Origin of the sequence: Nostoc sp. 'Peltigera membranacea cyanobiont' 213 (genome assembly GCF_002245975.1) — a bacterium.
Lineage (GTDB): Bacteria > Cyanobacteriota > Cyanobacteriia > Cyanobacteriales > Nostocaceae > Nostoc.
In genome coordinates, this window is record NZ_NOLI01000172.1 from 1 (window position 1) to 15,041 (window position 15,041).

Consider the following 15,041-nt stretch of genomic DNA (forward strand, 5'->3'; position numbering starts at 1 on the left):
GGAGCAGGGGAGCAGGGGAGCAGGGGAGCATAAGAGAGTTGTAGTAAGTTTTCCTCAGTCCCCAGTCGCCAGTCGCCAATCCCCAATCCCCAGTCCCTAAAAGACTCCCGTTTGGGTTTCGACCTCAATCAACTCAAAGCGGTAGTTTTCAATTACGGTATTTGCTAGCATTTGGTCACAAATGCGATCGAGGTCTTGACGCGCTTTCTTTTCCTCAGTCGAGGTGATGGTGAGTTCAATGTACTTGCCAATCCGCACCTGTTCAACGTTATCGTATCCCAGTTGCTGAAGACCGGATTGTACAGCCACACCAGCAGGGTCTAAGACTGAAGGACGAAGCGTAACAAAAATTTTGGCTAGATACTTGGTTTGCACGGCTTTTGCTGAATGCTGCGATCGCTATACTATAACTTTCTGTTCCAACTGAGTGAAAATAAGATTACGAAGCGGTTAAAGTTAATTGATCGATTAGCCTATCTAACAGCTTCAACTACAGTGGCATATTTAAATAATTGTCTATGAGAGCTATACGCACCCGCAGTCAAGAGCGTATTTTCAACCTGCTGAAAACCATCAAGAAAGGCATTTCTGCCCAGGATATTTACGTAGAACTACGTAACACCAATCAGAGTATGGGTTTAGCGACAGTTTACCGCTCTTTAGAAGCCTTAAAACTCGAAGGCATGGTACAAGTGCGGAATTTGGCTAATGGTGAAGCCCTCTACAGCCTAGCCCAGCAAGATAAACATCACCTTACTTGCTTGCAATGCGGTGTCTCAATTCCGATTCATCAATGCCCCGTCCATGACTTAGAAAACCAGTTAGAATCCAGCCATAAGTTTAAGGTTTTTTACCACACCCTGGAGTTTTTTGGGTTGTGCAGCCAATGCCAGGTAAATCAAACTAATGAAATTGGTCAATAGTCATACCAATTCTATGAGAAGAATAAAGCGTGTTTTACTTCAAAAGTATGACTCCTAACTTCTGCTGTAATAAATGCTTTATTCAAACAAAACTTGATTATTTGATGACGAGAAGAATTTGACGAGTAGTGCGTAGGCATAGCCTGTCATAGACATTAGGGACTTCCAACTAAAAAAATATCCCATCGCTTTGTAGGCAGGGGGCAGGGGGAGGAATAATCGTGTTAAGTCTAGAAATTGGGATAATTTATTTTTTGGAGTTCCCTTATGAGTAATCTGCTTTGATTCCTGAAATTATTTGCGTAGGTAGGGAACAGGGAATAGGGAACTCTTAACAGAAAAGAAGGGTGTAAAAGTTAAGAATCTTGACTCCTAAATGTTCCAGCATCCTCTCTATTTGGCAATGGCGAACCAAGAATACTGAGATTGAGAACATGACCAGCAGTAACTAAATAAACAGTTTCGCTAAGTGCAGCTAGCTGACGCACTAATGAACCCAAGCGATCGCGGAACATCCTCCCCAGAGGATAAGCTGGTACTACACCCCAACCTACCTCTTCTGCTACAAACACGATATCAGCAGCAACCAGATCCACTGTCTCTAAGAACTCCGCAACGATATTTTCCCAGCTAGATTTATCCTCCTCTAAGAGATTAGCAACCCAAGTTCCTAAAGAATCAACTAAAAGGCAGGTATAGGGTTTAGCATCAGCAAGGGTAGCAGACAGTTCTATCGGTACAGATAGAGTTACCCAATCTTGGGGACGACGTTGTTGGTGTTCTAAGATGCGTTGATGCCATTCTCGATCGTCTGTGTTATCGGTGGCTGTTGCTACATAAACAACTGCTTTCCCTGACTGCATAGCCAGACTTTCCGCCCATTCACTTTTACCAGATCGTGCTGGCCCTGTTACTAGGATGATTTTACCCAAAGTTATTTTCTGAACATTTTAACAATATATAGACTTATACAAAACTTCATGCTGTAGGGGCAATAGCCTACGGGAAGCCGCTTTGCGTCTAAATAAATTGCCCCTACCTAAAAATCAGGGTTTCGGTTATTCTTTGCGTAAGTGCTGAATAAGTAGCTAGTTCCAATTTATCACCACAGTTTTTACTTCCTCGCTGAGATTTTTGGTTTCAAATAACTTTTAAGAGATAAAATTAGCACCAGCACCATTCAAAATTTATAGTTCATAATTCTGTTTCATTCAGGATTTAAATCCTACCGCAAACGGGACTACCGTCATTACGCACCGGGTAAAAACCCTTTTTAATTACGAATTACGTTAGCGTAGCGGGGCGTAGCCCATTACGAATTACGAATTGGATTCATGTCACAACTGGCAAAAGCCGAAAATCCCAACAACCCCATTCTTAATTATTCAACACCATCGGGGACAGCAAAATTTAGGATGTCTTTATGAACGCAGGCTTAAAACGCATAGAAGCAACTTTACACGATTTAGGGAATCGCGGCACTGCCTCTGCCGCCGAAGCAGGTGATTCGACTACAAAACGACCTTTTTCCTTTAGAATCAGTGTCGGAGCCAACGAATCCACAGAAAGTACACAAAGTCAATCATTTCAGGAAGAACAAACAGTCGATCTGGGCATAGATACTGAGAGTGATTATCCTTCTGAACAAAATTTCTTTCCTCACCATGACTCTGTGCAGACCTTTCAAGCAGAAGAGAATGGTGGCAAAACACCCAGCCTACCCAAGTTGAAAACTCCGAGCTTTAGTAACCATCGCCACGGAGCAAATCCAGCATTGGCGATGAATCTATTGCAAGAAATTCAGGAAACTGTCGCCGGTTGGCAAATAGAATTGCAAAATATTTTAAAGCAAATTCAGGATATTTACTTAGAAGGCCCAATTGTCAATGGCTGGTTAGAATCCAATCCCAGCGAACCAGAACCGGGAGGAACTGCAACACTGCGCCATGCAGAAGTTGACCGCCTGATGAACTACGTAGAAGAAATTTGCGCTACTGGTGGGAAAGTATCTTATAAATCATCAATTACTGGCTACCGCCTCTGTGGTGTAGACGATGCAGGTAAAGTCTGGTCGCGCCCATGTCCGGCAGATCAGGTTCCGAATGTTAGTATGGCGATCGCCCGTTACCAAAAGTTACGTCAACTGCTGGGACGCAAGCAATCTTTGGAAACCCGTCTGAGTCAACTGGCCCAAACACTTGTAGTTTTACACAGTCATATTCAACAAACGTGAAGCTTTAAAGATTATTTCCGAAGAAACTCGGTTGGTGGGTCGGTAATTTTTGGTTTAGATTAACTCTCAGCAGGTATGCGTTGGATTTAAGATTTTTATCTAAAATCCCAAATCTCAAATCCAAAATAAAATTTATGCCAGACACCCAAATCTCTGCCATTATCTGTACCCACAATCGAGATACCTATTTAGGGGCTGCAATTGATAGTCTTTTAGCGCAGGATTTTGCTACTGACTTTGAAATCGTGGTAGTTGATAATGGATCTAGCGATCGCACCCGTGAGGTTGTAGAACAAAGGGTCCACAATCCGCGCCTGAAGTATGTATTTGAACCCACCATTGGTTTATCTGTCGCCCGTAACACAGGCGCAAAAGTAGCTAGTGGTGATATTCTTGCTTATCTGGATGACGATGCTGTTGCTAGCCCTGGCTGGCTACAAGTTTTATATCTTGCCTATTACAATAATTCTAAACTAGCGATCGCAGGTGGCAAAGTCACTCTCCTATGGCCCCCAGGAATCGAACAACCAGGGTGGCTATCTCCAGGACTAGCTGCAAATTTGGGTGCATACGACTTGGGTGACAGCAACATCTACATCGAGCAACCTGGCTTAACACCCAGAGGCTTAAATTACTCCATCCGCCGCAGTTTCCTAGAAGAAATTGGCGGTTTTGATCCTCATCTCGGTCGAGTGGGGAAAAATCTATTATCTAATGAAGAACTGCAAATGACCGAATTTGCCCTACAGCGTGGTTGGCAAGTCGCTTATCTTCCTGAAGCGCTAGTTGCTCACAATGTAGCCCCAGAACGTCTACAACGCACCTGGTTTTTAAACCGAGGCTGGTGGCAGGGTATCAGTGAATGCTATCGAGAACAACTCGCTGGTAAAGCTGGAATCGCTCAATTGCAGCGAGGTAGCGAACGGTTTGTGCGTGGCTTGTATAAAGCATTGCAATATTTCTCCGATCCAGCAGAACGGTTTGACAAACTTGTATATGCTTACGGTCAGATTGGTTACTTAAATGCTGCTATTCAAGGTCTTTTATTCACATCAAATAAGAAATAATCACTAAGATTTATCCTGTTATGTCATCTAAAATACCAGTTTCAGTACTAATTCCAGCAAAAAACGAACAAGCAAACTTGCCAGCTTGTCTCGCTAGCGTCAGCAGAGCAGATGAAATATTTGTAGTAGATTCTCAAAGTACCGACAACAGCATTGAAATTGCCAAAAGTCACGGTGTAAATGTCGTGCAATTCAACTTCAATGGACGCTGGCCTAAAAAGAAAAATTGGTCTTTAGATAATCTCCCTTTCCGTAACGAATGGGTGCTAATTGTAGATTGCGACGAACGCATTACCCCAGAACTTTGGGAAGAAATTGACCAAGCAATTAAAAATGAGGAATATACAGGTTATTACCTCAACCGCCGCGTATTTTTCTTAGGAAAATGGATTCGTTATGGTGGTAAATATCCCGATTGGAATCTCCGTTTATTTCAGCATAAAAAAGGCCGCTACGAAAACCTACATACAGAAGATATTCCCAACACTGGCGACAACGAAGTTCACGAACATGTGATTTTGCAGGGCAAAGTTGGGTATCTCAAAAATGATATGCTCCATGAGGACTTCCGCGACCTTTATCACTGGTTAGAACGTCATAACCGTTATTCCAACTGGGAAGCCAGCGTTTATTTTAATACTCTCACAGGTAAAGATGATAGCGGCACTATCGGCGCGAATCTCTTTGGTGATGCAGTCCAACGCAAGCGCTTTTTGAAAAAAGTGTGGGTACACCTGCCATTTAAACCCTTTTTACGGTTCATTTTATTTTATATAATTCAACGCGGTTTTTTGGATGGCAAAGCCGGATATATCTATGCACGTTTGCTAAGTCAATACGAGTATCAAATTGGCGTTAAACTCTACGAGTTACGCAGCTGTGGTGGTCACTTAAACACTGCAACTACTCCGAAGGAAGGAGCAGAGGAGCAGGGGAGCATAGGAGCAGAGGGCAAGCTATTGACTATTGACTCCTAATAAAGAACTAATGACCAATGACCAATGACCAACCTTTCGTAGATTTACGCAAATATGACCAATCTTGGTTTGATCGGGGACGGCCAAGTTGGTATGTATTATTATGGTGGCTTGTACAAGCGATCGCATTTCCCCTGACTCCTCAACCGTTAAATATTCTGCGTTGTGCTTTGCTACGACTATTTGGCGCTAGTATCGGCAAAGGCGTATTAATTCGACCCACCGCCCGCTTCACCTATCCTTGGAAAGTTACCATTGGCAACTACAGTTGGATTGGAGATAACGTAGTTTTATACAGCCTCGATCGGATTCACATCGGCGAACACTGCGTAGTTTCCCAAAAAAGTTATTTGTGTACTGGTAGTCACGATATCCAAGATCCTGCTTTTGGGTTAAAAACAGCGAGTATCACAATTAACAACGGTGCATGGGTAGCAGCAGATTGTTTCGTCGGGCCGGGAGTGCAAATTGGGGCTAATGCTGTGATTGGCGCTCGTAGTACTGTTTTGACTAATATGCCTTCTGGACAAGTTTGTTGGGGAAGCCCCTGTCATCCCAAGACGAGTCGGATAAAACTCGATCTCCCCACAAACCCATGATTTTATAAACAAACACAGTAAGGTAGCACAGTTAACTGTGCTACCTTACCTTTTATACTTTTCTAGATGGTATCGAACCCCCAAAACTTATCATTCCTCTCTTTGCAACAACGAAGTTTGGTAAATAGAGGAATTGCGGAAGTCTAGATAGAATTAAGAGTGACTTTCTAGGGGGTTAGCAATGTATTTGAATGTTGGCTCAGAATTCCAAGGGCCACGCTCATCTTTACCATCACCATTTGTAGATAGGTTGTAGTAGAGAGCAACTGTTTCATCTGGCTTAACATTACCAAAGAATGGATCTGTCAATTTACCCAGTGAATCTAGAGCTTTCATAAACATCTGGGTATGAGAAATTTCTCGTGTTAACAGATGGACTAAAGTCTCTTGGGTTCCTTTGTCAGTTGCTAATTTGATCAATGATTCGTAAGTTTGACGAGCGCCGGCTTCTGCTGCAACGTTAGCTCTTAAATCGCGCACGACATCTCCACCCTCGTTCAAGTAGCTTGCAGTCCAAGCAACACCCTGGCTATCTAGAAAATGAGGCCCAATTCCTCGAACTGCAAACAGAGTACTCTTATAAGCCTCGGTTTGATCCACATTTTTAGTATGAGCTTCAATGAGTTTACCAACCATTTCTAAATGGCCGAATTCCTCGATTGCAATGTCTTGGAGCATGTCTTTTATTCCAGCATTTTCTACATGGAAAGATTGCACCCAATATTGCAGGGCCGCACTAAGTTCTCCAGTAGCTCCGCCAAACTGCTCTAGAAGTAACTGAGCAAAACGAGGGTTTGCTTCACTAACGTTAACTGCATGAATAGGCTCTTTTTTGTGAAAAAACATAGATTTACACTTCCAAAAATTATGATGTTAGAAAAGTGGATTATTGGTCTTTTCATCTTTTCCAGGGAGAGCTAATTTGATGTTTGATAGCTTCTCAAGCTGGTGTACTAAAAGACCAATAAAATACAGCAGTCATTTCAGTGGTGGTAACTGCCAATAACTGCCTCAACAATCTCACTTGTATCTAAGCTATCAACTCTTATTCACAATTCTTTCTACCAGATGGGGTAAATGATAAATCCAAAAGTTAGACAAAAAAGTTTACATCAAGATTTGAATGGAAATTTGCATTTATTTAGTGATTTAGTCTTTATAGCATAAAAATACTCAAGGATTTTTTGGCGGCAAAATAAATCGTAAATTCTTGAATCTCTAATCTATTAGGTTTTGCTAAAATTTTGAAGGTAACACAATTTTCGATTTCTGATAGAAGATTTTAATCTTAATTCAGCTATATCTACCTAAAGGTGTGATTATATTATCTAACTTTTTGAAGATGTAGGAAAAATATTTAGTTATCAAGTTGAGCAATATTTAAGAAAATTTATTTTTTATCCTTTTTATTTAAAAATTAAATTAATGCTGTGATGCTGAAAAATTAGTTCGCCAACTTCTTTAAAAAGTCGGCGAACTAAAGACTGTAAAATTTCACCAATGATTAAGTAAGGTTACAATACTGTTCGGTTAAGGCAAGAGACGCGATAAATCGCCGTCTTTACAAATAATCAGTCATTCGTCCTGAAGGGGATTTATCGCGTCTTTGGGATCTATTATCTTCATCAAATAACCTTAACCAAACCGTATTAAGTAAGGTTATAGCTCAATACAGTTCTTTTAGTGATGTTTTGCCTTGGAAGATCCCTTCAATACCTCTTTTTAAGAAGGGTTAGGCAGAATCAACGACTGTTTTAAATAGCACGGGAGAATTTTGTCTCTCGCATTTTAGTGTGAGTATCAAATATAACAGCAATATTTCTGACTAGTAATCTCCCGATGTCTGTAATCTGGATCTGATTTTTTGATAAACTGACTAGACCATCAGCTTCTAATGGTTTTAACGCCTCTAGTTCATCAGAGAAATATTCATCAAAATCGATCTGATATTTGTTTTCAATCTCTTGCTTATGCAACTGGAAGTGAGACATAATACCCATGATAACATCCCGCCTGATAATATCATTTTGAGTCAGCTTGACACCTTTGCTAACAGGTAAATTACCCGATGCAATTGTCTGATAATAATCCTTCAATTCCTTGTGATTTTGAGCATAAGCATCTTCTAGCATACTGATGGATGTAGAACCAAAGCCAAATAACTCTGTCTCCGCGTGGGTAGTGTAGCCCTGAAAATTGCGTTTTAGAGTGCCATTCCGTTGAGCGATCGCTAGTTCATCATTAGTTTTGGCGAAGTGATCCATCCCAATAAATAGATATTGGTTATTCGTCAATTCTTCAATAGTCATTTTCAGAATCTCTAACTTTTCCTCGGCTGGGGGGAGCGCTTCTTGAGGAATATTTTTTTGTGTCGGTTTTAACCACGGAACATAGGCGAAGTTAAAAACAACAATTCTGTCAGGGTCTAATTCAATTGTTTTTTTCAGCGTTTCTTGAAATGTTTCGCGGGTTTGATAGGGTAAACCATAAATTAGGTCTACATTCACACTTTCAAACTTAGCTTCTTTGACCCAACTCATGACATCAAAGAGCATTTCTTCTGGCTGGACACGATTTACAGCTACTTGAACTTGGTGATTAAAATCCTGAATGCCGAAACTGATGCGGTTAAATCCAATCTCTCTCAGAAAGAAGATGTAGTTTTTATCGATATAGCGAGGATTAATTTCAATTGAAATTTCTGCTTGGGGATCGATGTTGAAATAGCGATTGATGTTTTTCCATAAAAATTCTACTTGGTGATGCTCCAAGTAATTAGGTGTACCGCCTCCCCAATGGATTTGCAACACTTTTCTGTCGGAATCGATTAAGGCTGCGGTGTTTTTGATGTCTTGAACCAAAGACTCTACGTAAGGTTTAGCAATATTCTTGTTGTTGGAAATTACCGTGTTACAGCCGCAGAAGTAGCAAGCACTTTGGCAAAAGGGGATGTGGAAATATAAACTCATAGGAGTTTGGCGTTGATTAGATGCTGCGATCGCGGCCTTAAAATCAGTTTCAGTAAATGTTTCGCTTAACTCTGTAGCGGGCGGGTAACTGGTATATCTAGGTGCGCGAGTGTCGTACTTTTGAATCAGATCCAGATCAAACTTGACACCAGGTAATAGAAAAACCATTGAGTTGCTTTCCAATGAATGTATGGGGAGTAGGAAGTTAGGAGTTAGGAGTTAGGAGTTAGGGGAAATAACTAACGCCCAATGACAAATGACTAATGACAAATGACAAATGACAAATGACCAATGACCAATGACAAATGACCAATGACCAATGACAAATGACCAATGACAAACTTAATTAGCCGCAGCTATTTCAGTGCTACCTGAATTTTGAGAACGAGTTAGACTATTAAACAGGACTTGGCCGAGTGCTTTAATTAAACTTCTCTCTAACTCTTGAGCCATCTGCAAATTGAACCCAAAGGCATTATTAGCTTCTGCAACAATCCGTTCTGCTGTTATATCATCAACGGGTAATGCATTTAATGCCTGACGATACTTATCCTTAAATGCCTTTTTGTCAGGAATTTGCTCAAAATTGTAAAAGGACGTGCCTTGGTAGCCAGAAAGCTTTAGGGCTGACTGAGCAACTTTTTGTAGCATTTGACCCCCAGAAAGATCGCCCATGTAGCGAGTGTAGGTATGACCTAGCAATAAGGCTGGTTCACTAGCAGAAATTTCCCGAATGCGGTCAATGTACTTTTGGGTAGCGGATGAGGGTGTAATTTGCTCCCTCCAATTATCCCCATAATAGAACACCATATCTTTTTCGAGCGAGGATTGGCGATTAAGTTCAGGAAAGTAAACTGCACTAATCACAGGATGCTTTAGATGGCTATCTAATGCCGCTTCTAGTTCGCTGTAGACATAATACAAGTTGCTTAAAAATTTGGCGAAGCAGTCTCTATCTACAACTCCTTGCAAAAAACATTTCATAAATCCCACATTTTCTGCTGATGCGTGGGCTTGTTGAGTTCCAGAACGCAGTTTGATGGCGAGATTGCTACTCATTGTTGCTTCCTTCATGTTCAAGCGCAAGGTTGCTGGGGAGCCACCGACTTAGAATGCCTGCCAGTGCCAGCTAAAAGATTGTTATTCTAGGTTTAGAGAGGATCTGCATCAGTCTATCCAGCAAGTACCACTGCCGATTTAGATCCAGGTATTTTTATTTCTCCTAAGATTATTTAACTATTAATTCATATATAACTATCAAAGATATTAGTATTTATTTATGTTTTTCTGATACTCATGTTCAGGCACATTTCAGTTGAGTAGTAATAAAACTGATTTTGGAATAGGCATTTTAACTCTCTTGAAACGATGAGCAATAAGTTTATTTATCACAATTTGCTTTCAATAATTTAACTGATGCTTCCAAATAACTATTTATGCTTATATAGCGCTGATAGCATTCTAAGAATTGTTTGTCGTCAGTTTGAAATTGGGGGCATTAATACCCCCTTATAGAAATTCAATCGGATATAAAACTCTGAAACTCCTTTATATCATCGGGTTTCAACCCAATAATTTTCGGATAAGTAGTATTGGTCTTCAAACATAGGGCTGAAATCCCTGAAATTTCAGGAGTAAAATTTACTTCAAAAACCTTAACTAAAAGGTATTGCGATCGCATTGAACCAGTATGCTATTCTCCCAGCAATGTAGGGCAAAAGCACAAAATGGAACGATTCCCGAAGGGACGGCAGAGCCGAACGCCAGACAATCTGTACCCTCGTTTCCCAACTACACCAGGAGGACAGATGTCCCTGGATTCAGTCTTGTACATTGACCGTCCCATCCTCGAATCTCTCTGTTACGAAGCCATCCAGCAACCCGGTGCGCTACTCAACATCCGCGCCCCCAAGCAAATGGGCAAAACCTCCCTAATGACCCGCATCCTGGCTTATTCTGAAACTATTGGCGATCGCACTGTTTCTGTGAACTTGCAACTTGCCAATGACGAGATTTTACAAAACCTAGATCGCTTCCTAAAATGGTTCTGTGCCAGAGTCAGCAAGCAGTTAGACTTGCCAAATGAGATTGCTAATTTTTGGGATAACTCCTTGGGTAGCAAATCAAATGCTACTGATTATTTCCAGGATGTCATCTTAACCAACCTCGATCGAGGAGTCTCTTCAAGGGAGAATTCCCCCTTAGTGATTGCGATCGATGAACTCAACCAACTTTTTGCCTACTCCGACATTGCCAGTGAATTTCTCCAGCTTCTGCGAACTTGGTCGGAGCAAGCCAAAGAAGACAATGCAGACATTAATCCTTGGCACAAGCTGCGACTGGTGACGATTCATTCTACTGAAATCCTGATGCCTCCCTCAATCGCTCTCTCTCTCTTGAATACTGGGCTGATGATTGAGTTACCTGAGTTTACACCTGCTCAGGTGCAGGATCTAGCATATCGGTACGAACAAGAGATCGCCGCACCACAAACCCAGCGTCTAATCGCTCTGTTAGGGGGACATCCCTATAGGTTGCAGTTAGCATTTTATTACCTACAGCAACAGACAATAACCCTAGAAGAACTCTTAGAAAATTCTGCGATCGCCGCCGCCATCTATGCAGACCATCTAGAACAACAATGGTGGAACCTGCAACGCTATCCCGATTTATTGCGATCGTTTACAGAAATTGTCAGGCAATCAAGTCCTGTAGATTGCGAGGCTGTGCAAGCCTCCCAGTTGCACAAAATGGGATTAGTGCATTTCCATGATATGAAGGCAAGGCTTGCCTGTGAGTTATTTCGTCCGTTTTTTTGCGATCGCCTGCGGTAAATCAATGGCGAGGGAAAATACATAATATTTGCTACTAAGTACTTACGTGTTTTAGTGCAATTGAAGGAAAAATTTAACTTAAACTTATTCTTTTGTTGGCTTATTCTTAGTTGTACTACAACTTGTAATGCAATATCTTTTACTTAATCAGTATTAAATCCTCTATAAAAAATCACAGCTTCAGTGTACCTAGCAATATTAATATCGGACTTTTGAGAATTTTACGTAATATTATCAAAGCAGATTTAAGGATTCAGCCTTCTTGTCTGGTTTCGTACTCATTAAATCAGGATGAAATTTATGTATCGATTCCAGATAACTGCATACACGCAAACAGGTGAATCCATAAGTGTCGTCGGTTCTACTCCAGAGTTGGGAGTGTGGGACATCAACAAATGTGTCCACCTGCGGACAAGTGGCGATCGCTATCCTTTATGGTGGGCAGATATTGACATTCAAGAGTCAGGCGGTCAGCAGAGAGTTGAATACAAGTATGTGCTACTCGATGCCAACGGCAACGCCCAATGGGAGAGCTTATTAGATACAAATCGATGGATACCTATTGACTCTAAAGATCGTTCCAGCACGATTATTGTGGATGATGGTGCATTCGGTTATTTACAGCCTTACCCATTTGGATACATTGAGAAATCGGCTGTCAAGATGCCCGTGGAAGAAGGGGCTGACAGACTCAAAATTGTGGTCATTGGTAGTTCCGTCGCATTAGGTCATAAAGCTTGGTTTTTGAAAGGTTGGGTCTGGTTGTTGGCAGAGGCTTTACAGCAAAAATATGGGCATCAACTGGTGAATGTGTCGGAAGTGGGGGCGAATGTCAGCAGAACCATCGCTCGATTTGGCTCAGTTGTCACCCCAGAACAACCGGATATTGTAATCATTGCTTTGTCTCTGGGCAACGAAGGGTTAGCCTACTGTCCCCCTAACGAACGCCGCACAGTACAACGGCGGTTTGAAAGTGGCTTGCAGCAGCTGGTGAAAATTACGCGCGATATTGGAGCAATTCCGATTCTGGGCAGTGTCTATCCCAATGGTGACTATTCTTTGGAACATTACTGGCTGCTTCGAGATACACACAAGCGGATGCGAAGTTGGGATGTAACTGTACTAGATTGGTTGGCAGCTGTGGATGATGGCCAAGGACGATGGAAAGCAGGAATATCCTTCGATCCGGCTCACCCGAACACTGTCGGCCACAGCCTGATGTTTCAGCAGATCGACCAGCACCTATTCGACATCGACAAAGACGAATTGGCAAAGGAAAAACAACGCTGCCGGCAACCGAATGAATTTCCCATCTACTTTGACAATGCCGGCTTTCATATCTCTGTCTGTATTGAAGAAAAGCATTTACGGATTGTTAATCCATCACAATACAGCTATACCATCGCTCCCTATTGGCAGGAACTACAAACTGCACTGCAAAGTAAGGCTGGATTGATATCAGGTATTTACATTGCGAAGAATACCCAGACGGGGATGATCCCTTTCTTGGCTGTAGAGGATGGCGCGATCGCAACCACAGTAAATATTCTCCCTGGTGCAGACTTAGAATATAGCGCCGCCTTCAATCTCTTTTCGCCAAATAACTCACAAGTTTTGTTCTATGACGGACATCTGGGGATTTTGCAAGCGGACAAACAACACCTCTGGATAATCAACGAATCAGACAATGAGTACAATATCCAGCCGATGTGGACGGAGGTTTGCAACGCACTTAAAGCCATGCCATCAGGTGTCTACGAAGATCCACTTTATCCTGATGCCCCGTTTCGTACCATGATGATTGGTAAGGATGGGCTAGAAAGCCGGGTGAAAGCACCACCTAAGTCTGCGGTGTTTTTCCAATACAAATGTAAATTAGCGGATATCAGCCGTGTGGCTATTCTTCCCCTTGGCGATCGCTGTGCTGTCCGCATGATGCTATATAAGATGGAGTACGATGGCCCCGCCTTTCCCTTCGATCTAACGCGCACCACCAATATTGCAGATGTTGCAGATGCGATCGCACACGGTTTTGATGATATGTGGAATCCTGCTTTTCTGCATTACAGCCCCGATGCAGGTAGAATTTACCACGGTAAATGGTCGGGTTTATCCTTTGCCCATGAAGTTGAGGAGACAGACGATCCCACGAACGATATGTCTCCCGTCCATGAACGGATGCGCGTTCGCTACACGGCACGTTCTGAAAGGTTTTGGTACGCATTGCAACACTGTGACAAAGTACTTTTTATTCGTACAGGAATTAGCGATCGCGGTGGTGCGATCGATCTGGTAAACAAGCTAGAAAAACAATGCCACGGGAAGCCATTTCATCTCTTGCTTCTTTCTCCCCAAAGCGATGATGAGTTTTTAGACCTTCCCAATGTGCTGCATTACAATGTCGAGTTTAATCCCGATCGCATGTATGAAAATTTGGGACACTGGATGTATTGCACAGAGGTGATGCGAGGAATTCTGGAATCCCTTGGAGTGTCTAGTAAAAACCTCTTTTGGTGTCCGCCTAAAATACCGAAGGGGTGAGAAACTGGGTAGGGGCGTTCGCATTTGTTATTTTGGCGTTCGTATTTGCTATTTCGGCGTTCGCATTTGCTATTTCGGCGACTGGGTTGTTTGAGTTGTTCAACTTACCGTGAGTTGGTTATAACGGTAAAGTTTAATTGCTGGCATTCCTCAATAGCCTCATGGATAGCGGAAATCACCAACCATTTTATCAAGTTCTTGAGCGATCGCTTTGCCAACTAGGGAATACTAAAGCTGCCAATCAATTTTTACATTTTTACATCTTTTTGTATATGCGTCCAACTCTATGTGATCCTTTCAGAAGCCTTTCCTTTTTAACATGGGATATGCTCGCCAAAGGGCGTTCTGTCGATTGTCAGATTGGAGAAGAAACTTTAACAGATATAAATATTCTTGAGCTAAAAATTAGGCATTCGTCTGAAATTTACACTCGCACATTTAGTACAACTCAAGAAGGGTCAGAAGGTGCTGATTGGGAGTGGTGGTTTACTGGTTCTAGTAAAAAATGGATAGGTTTTCGAGTGCAAGCTAAAGTGATAGATTTTGAAACAAACTCTTTCGAGCATCTTCATTACCAAAATAAGAATAATCCACTATCTCAATGTCAAATTCTCATACAACGTGCTGTAGAGAGTTCATCTCGACTTATTCCTTTGTACTGCCTTTACTCAAACTGGAATAATTCACCTCAATTTACTTCGAGGTATGCGAATTACTATCCTGTACAGGAGAGCTATGGTTGTTCAATTCTCTCTGCTTTTGCAGTTCGCTATTTACAAAGTAAGAAAAGAAAACCAGCAAATTTTAAAGTTTTACGCCCATATAGCGGTTCTCAGTTGAGTGAGGTACAAGAACCCCACCCCCAACCCCCTCCCCGCAAGCGATGAGGGGACTATGA

General features: G+C 41.9%; 13 protein-coding genes. 8 read left to right on the forward strand and 5 right to left on the reverse strand.

Annotation, left to right across the window (positions count from 1 at the left end; all coding sequences use genetic code 11):
* Nucleotides 1–96: 96 nt before the first annotated feature.
* A complete protein-coding gene (gene purS / locus CDG77_RS29975; protein WP_094332891.1) occupies nucleotides 97–375 on the reverse strand; it encodes a phosphoribosylformylglycinamidine synthase subunit PurS in 279 nt (92 codons plus the stop codon).
* A 143-nt stretch (nucleotides 376–518) separates the two neighbouring features.
* On the opposite strand from purS, the gene CDG77_RS29980 reads away from it, so the two are divergent.
* Entirely contained in the window at nucleotides 519–923 is a 405-nt protein-coding gene (locus CDG77_RS29980) for a Fur family transcriptional regulator (protein WP_094332892.1), read from the forward strand.
* Between the two features lie 356 nt (nucleotides 924–1,279).
* On the opposite strand, the gene cobU is transcribed toward CDG77_RS29980, so the two are convergent.
* Entirely contained in the window at nucleotides 1,280–1,855 is a 576-nt protein-coding gene (gene cobU, locus CDG77_RS29985) for a bifunctional adenosylcobinamide kinase/adenosylcobinamide-phosphate guanylyltransferase (RefSeq protein WP_094332893.1), read from the reverse strand.
* 491 nt (nucleotides 1,856–2,346) lie between these two features.
* On the opposite strand from cobU, the gene CDG77_RS29990 reads away from it, so the two are divergent.
* The 4 genes from CDG77_RS29990 to hpsU all read left to right on the forward strand — a co-directional run bounded on the left by CDG77_RS29990 (nucleotide 2,347) and on the right by hpsU (nucleotide 5,799).
* The gene (locus tag CDG77_RS29990) at nucleotides 2,347–3,156 is read left to right on the forward strand and encodes a hypothetical protein (RefSeq protein WP_094332894.1); all 810 of its coding nucleotides are present in this window, start codon (nucleotides 2,347–2,349) and stop codon (nucleotides 3,154–3,156) included.
* A 134-nt stretch (nucleotides 3,157–3,290) separates the two neighbouring features.
* Nucleotides 3,291–4,223 carry a glycosyltransferase family 2 protein gene (locus CDG77_RS29995; protein WP_094332895.1) on the forward strand — a complete coding sequence of 311 codons (933 nt, stop codon included), beginning with the start codon at nucleotides 3,291–3,293 and terminating at the stop codon, nucleotides 4,221–4,223.
* A gap of 20 nt (nucleotides 4,224–4,243) precedes the next feature.
* On the forward strand, nucleotides 4,244–5,200 hold the full coding sequence (locus tag CDG77_RS30000; protein WP_094332896.1) for a glycosyltransferase family 2 protein: 957 nt from the start codon (nucleotides 4,244–4,246) through the stop codon (nucleotides 5,198–5,200).
* A gap of 17 nt (nucleotides 5,201–5,217) precedes the next feature.
* On the forward strand, nucleotides 5,218–5,799 hold the full coding sequence (hpsU, locus tag CDG77_RS30005; protein ID WP_094332897.1) for a hormogonium polysaccharide biosynthesis acetyltransferase HpsU: 582 nt from the start codon (nucleotides 5,218–5,220) through the stop codon (nucleotides 5,797–5,799).
* A 153-nt stretch (nucleotides 5,800–5,952) separates the two neighbouring features.
* On the opposite strand, the gene CDG77_RS30010 is transcribed toward hpsU, so the two are convergent.
* The 3 genes from CDG77_RS30010 to CDG77_RS30020 all read right to left on the reverse strand — a co-directional run bounded on the left by CDG77_RS30010 (nucleotide 5,953) and on the right by CDG77_RS30020 (nucleotide 9,827).
* On the reverse strand, nucleotides 5,953–6,645 hold the full coding sequence (locus CDG77_RS30010) for a manganese catalase family protein (protein WP_094332898.1): 693 nt from the start codon (nucleotides 6,643–6,645) through the stop codon (nucleotides 5,953–5,955).
* Between the two features lie 908 nt (nucleotides 6,646–7,553).
* Nucleotides 7,554–8,936, reverse strand: coding sequence for an oxygen-independent coproporphyrinogen III oxidase (hemN, locus tag CDG77_RS30015; protein ID WP_094332899.1), 1,383 nt, complete (start codon nucleotides 8,934–8,936; stop codon nucleotides 7,554–7,556).
* Between the two features lie 174 nt (nucleotides 8,937–9,110).
* Nucleotides 9,111–9,827, reverse strand: a complete 717-nt coding sequence (locus tag CDG77_RS30020) for a biliverdin-producing heme oxygenase (protein ID WP_094332902.1) — start codon at nucleotides 9,825–9,827, stop codon at nucleotides 9,111–9,113.
* A 533-nt stretch (nucleotides 9,828–10,360) separates the two neighbouring features.
* Here CDG77_RS30020 and CDG77_RS30025 point away from each other — a divergent pair.
* From CDG77_RS30025 to CDG77_RS36980, 3 genes are all read left to right on the forward strand, one after another.
* On the forward strand, nucleotides 10,361–11,602 hold the full coding sequence (locus CDG77_RS30025) for an AAA-like domain-containing protein (protein WP_223270053.1): 1,242 nt from the start codon (nucleotides 10,361–10,363) through the stop codon (nucleotides 11,600–11,602).
* A 300-nt stretch (nucleotides 11,603–11,902) separates the two neighbouring features.
* Entirely contained in the window at nucleotides 11,903–14,143 is a 2,241-nt protein-coding gene (locus CDG77_RS30030; RefSeq protein WP_094332900.1) for a DUF1796 family putative cysteine peptidase, read from the forward strand.
* A 161-nt stretch (nucleotides 14,144–14,304) separates the two neighbouring features.
* Nucleotides 14,305–15,030, forward strand: a complete 726-nt coding sequence (locus tag CDG77_RS36980; RefSeq protein ID WP_094332901.1) for a DUF6615 family protein — start codon at nucleotides 14,305–14,307, stop codon at nucleotides 15,028–15,030.
* Nucleotides 15,031–15,041 lie beyond the last annotated feature (11 nt).

Coding starts and splice junctions, on each gene's coding strand:
- CDG77_RS30010 (WP_094332898.1), bottom strand. CDS start 6,645: ATGTTTTTTCACAAAAAAGAGCCTATTCATGCAGTTAACGTTAGTGAA.
- CDG77_RS30030 (WP_094332900.1), top strand. CDS start 11,903: ATGTATCGATTCCAGATAACTGCATACACGCAAACAGGTGAATCCATA.
- hemN (WP_094332899.1), bottom strand. CDS start 8,936: ATGGTTTTTCTATTACCTGGTGTCAAGTTTGATCTGGATCTGATTCAA.
- CDG77_RS29980 (WP_094332892.1), top strand. CDS start 519: ATGAGAGCTATACGCACCCGCAGTCAAGAGCGTATTTTCAACCTGCTG.
- CDG77_RS29990 (WP_094332894.1), top strand. CDS start 2,347: ATGAACGCAGGCTTAAAACGCATAGAAGCAACTTTACACGATTTAGGG.
- hpsU (WP_094332897.1), top strand. CDS start 5,218: ATGACCAATGACCAACCTTTCGTAGATTTACGCAAATATGACCAATCT.
- CDG77_RS29995 (WP_094332895.1), top strand. CDS start 3,291: ATGCCAGACACCCAAATCTCTGCCATTATCTGTACCCACAATCGAGAT.
- CDG77_RS30000 (WP_094332896.1), top strand. CDS start 4,244: ATGTCATCTAAAATACCAGTTTCAGTACTAATTCCAGCAAAAAACGAA.
- CDG77_RS36980 (WP_094332901.1), top strand. CDS start 14,305: ATGGATAGCGGAAATCACCAACCATTTTATCAAGTTCTTGAGCGATCG.
- CDG77_RS30020 (WP_094332902.1), bottom strand. CDS start 9,827: ATGAGTAGCAATCTCGCCATCAAACTGCGTTCTGGAACTCAACAAGCC.